Annotated in this window: 2 protein-coding genes; both read right to left on the reverse strand. The window is 43.9% G+C overall.

Annotation, left to right across the window (positions count from 1 at the left end):
• Positions 1-370 precede the first annotated feature (370 nt).
• Positions 371-1153 (reverse strand): hypothetical protein, encoded by a 783-nt coding sequence (locus QZ197_RS15825; protein ID WP_296433186.1) that lies wholly within the window; start codon positions 1151-1153, stop codon positions 371-373.
• 25 nt (positions 1154-1178) lie between these two features.
• A partial coding sequence (locus tag QZ197_RS15830) for a T9SS type A sorting domain-containing protein (RefSeq protein WP_296433189.1) occupies positions 1179-2738 on the reverse strand: 1560 nt, incomplete at its 5' end.

A 2738-nucleotide genomic window follows, 5' to 3' on the forward strand; every position in this document is an offset into this window, starting at 1 on the left:
AGGACACCCTTGGCTTCGTCTATGAGATTCCCGTCAGCGGGCTCTCTCGGAACTTGGACCCTATTTTATTAGCGTCCGCATCCGTTAGTGTAGGGCCATGCCTGGCACACACGAGGTTTTTCAGGCGCTGCCTGAGGTCGCCATAAATGACGACGAACCAGCGAGCCCCCGGGTTGACCGTCATTTATGGCGGTCTAAAATAAAAAACCAGAACGAGGTTTTTCAGGCGCTGCCTGAGGTCGTCATAAATAATGACGAACCCGCGAGCTCCCGGGTTGACCGTCATTTATGGCGGTCTAAAATAGAAAACCCAAACGAGGTTTTTCAGGCGCTGCCTGAGGTCGCCATGAATGACGACGAACCCGTGCCCTCACCCCTTCACCAGCTTCCCACACGCCCCACTGCCCAGCAGGAAATTAGCCCACCCCGCAAAGTTATTGTGGTTAATACCAATTGTTTGCGTGTGGGATAGAACTACACCATTTTCTGTAAGACTAAAAAAGTAATATATATTTTCTTCTTTTACTCCCGGTTTTACTATCCACCAATCAAAACCATTAGCTTGTTTTACTGCCGTTAATTGTCCATAAAAAATATCTTCTTCTAAGATCGGCGTATTTTTGTTAATTACCCTTCCCCTTCCATTATTAAGACGCATATCTATTTTAGTAGAATAAAGAGGATTAACAGCTATACGTAAATTTCCATTAGATTCTTCTACAATTTCGTTTGCTTCATGGATAAGATAGTAAACAGAATCCTCCCTTGGGGCAGGTAAGGTCAAAACACTTTGTTTACCACCTGGATACCGTTCTCTCCATGGTTCGTTTATATTAATGCAATAATTATTATAAGTTTCACCAGGATTAATTTCTTCTCCATTTTCAATTGTTTGATGCTCCCAATTCACAAGTTGGCAACCATTTGTGTAGAACTGTAACCGTCCGTTAAAGTCACTAATAGATATAGAGGAAGATTGCAAATCAAGTACTAATGATTCAGACCTAACATCTAATCGACCTTCCGTAAAAGAAAGTACCGATCCCTCTATTTGTTCGTTAGTTTGGTCATAATTATAGCCCATTAACCAAGTATTATCATACTGTTGCCCCAAAACGGGCAACAGTATGAATACAATTTGGGTGAGGCTCAAGGTTAGCCTAATCATATTTTTGTTATCATTGTTTGATGAATTTTTGACTTACTTTTTCTCCTTCTTTTGCCCGAATTTCTATAATATAAACGCCAGGTAATAAGGACATTGTTTCTAAAAGTAAGGTATTCCCTTCGCCTTGCAACCAGTCCACCATTATCTCTTTTCCTGTAATATCATAAACTTGGCAAACTTGTTGAGTAGCTAAAGGACGATTTAATCGAACCAGCAAATAATCTTTTGCAGGATTAGGGAATAGTTCCATGGACAATGGAGAGATATTCGTTTCGGCTTGCTGCAATGGTATAAGGCCATTGTTACTACAGTAATCACCATCGAAAGTATACTCGGGATTAAGTTTGCCAAACAAAGCGCGCGCCTTGTACACGGCATCACCATTTAGCCAAGGGCAGCTTTCCCCAAGCGTAAGCAAAAGCAAGCTATCTGTTGCCGCTAATTGTTCATAGTCTTCTTGAATAATCAGTTGCTGTACTTCGTAATCTGCGGCCAAGAAAGGCAGTGTTTCTGCTTGGTGGCTTTCGGTGTGCATTCCGCCATTGGTTGGGGTACTAAGTTCAGGGGAGAGTGCTCCCAATGCTAGCTCACGTTGGTTGTCTACATCAACTAGCAATACACTTAGTATGTTTTGATATTGGCCTAGCGCTGCTAGGAGTGTGCTTCGCTGGCTGGCCGGAGGTGTTGTTCTGAGACTTACAACCAATTCTTCTATGCTATTGGTTGCCTCCATCAAAGCATTTACATCGTCTTTGTTTATGCTGACGGCAGCTTCGAGGTCTCCTTTATCTGCTTGCAATTGGCCAACGCTGGTGTTACCCATAGCGGAAATAAACTGCTGAAATTTAGGGCTACCCAATCCTGTTGTGGTGGACGACGACCAACGTTCTAGCAAGCGGCCTTGCGCAATGCCCCGGCTGGTGTTTTCGTAGCCAGATACACGAAATTCACCTGCGGTTATTTTGCCTTCTAACTCGGTTGGCTTGTCGTAAACACCTTCATTGGAAGGAGGCAATGGAGCTGTTGGGCAAACGAAAGTGGAAATGATTGGGTTAGGAATATTTCTAAACCAACCAAAACTTGGGACATTATTATCAGGGTAAAAACGATCATCTTGATCACTATTGACTTCAAACAAAGATTGTTGCCAATATTCCAATTCATCAGAAGCATGAAAAGCCCCATACCCACTCCCAAACATTCCATCCCAGCTATTTCCACGCTGAATCTGTTCATCTATTGCAGCGTTATTGATGGTACCGTTGGTATTCTGGACACCTATCTGTAGCCCAGTTCCACCCGCATGGAAGGTATTGCCGCGCAAGTCGGTATTGTCATTCAGTCCCCAAAACTGCATGCCTTTGTCCAGATGCGTAGTGGTGTTGCATTCCAAGGTCGGGTCGGCCAATCCATCGGCCCAAATGCCGAATGTACTGTTGTAGTTGGTAGCACTGGGGCCAAAAATCTGATTGAAGGACAGGAAGGGGCGGAAGCTGCCTGCTATTTGTACCCCTTTGCGGCCAGCGTTGGCGGTGTTCAGGTAAATATAATTGTTGTAGAGGTACTGAAA

This window comes from Yoonia sp. (genome assembly GCF_017854415.1).
Classification (GTDB): Bacteria; Pseudomonadota; Alphaproteobacteria; order Rhodobacterales; family Rhodobacteraceae; genus Yoonia.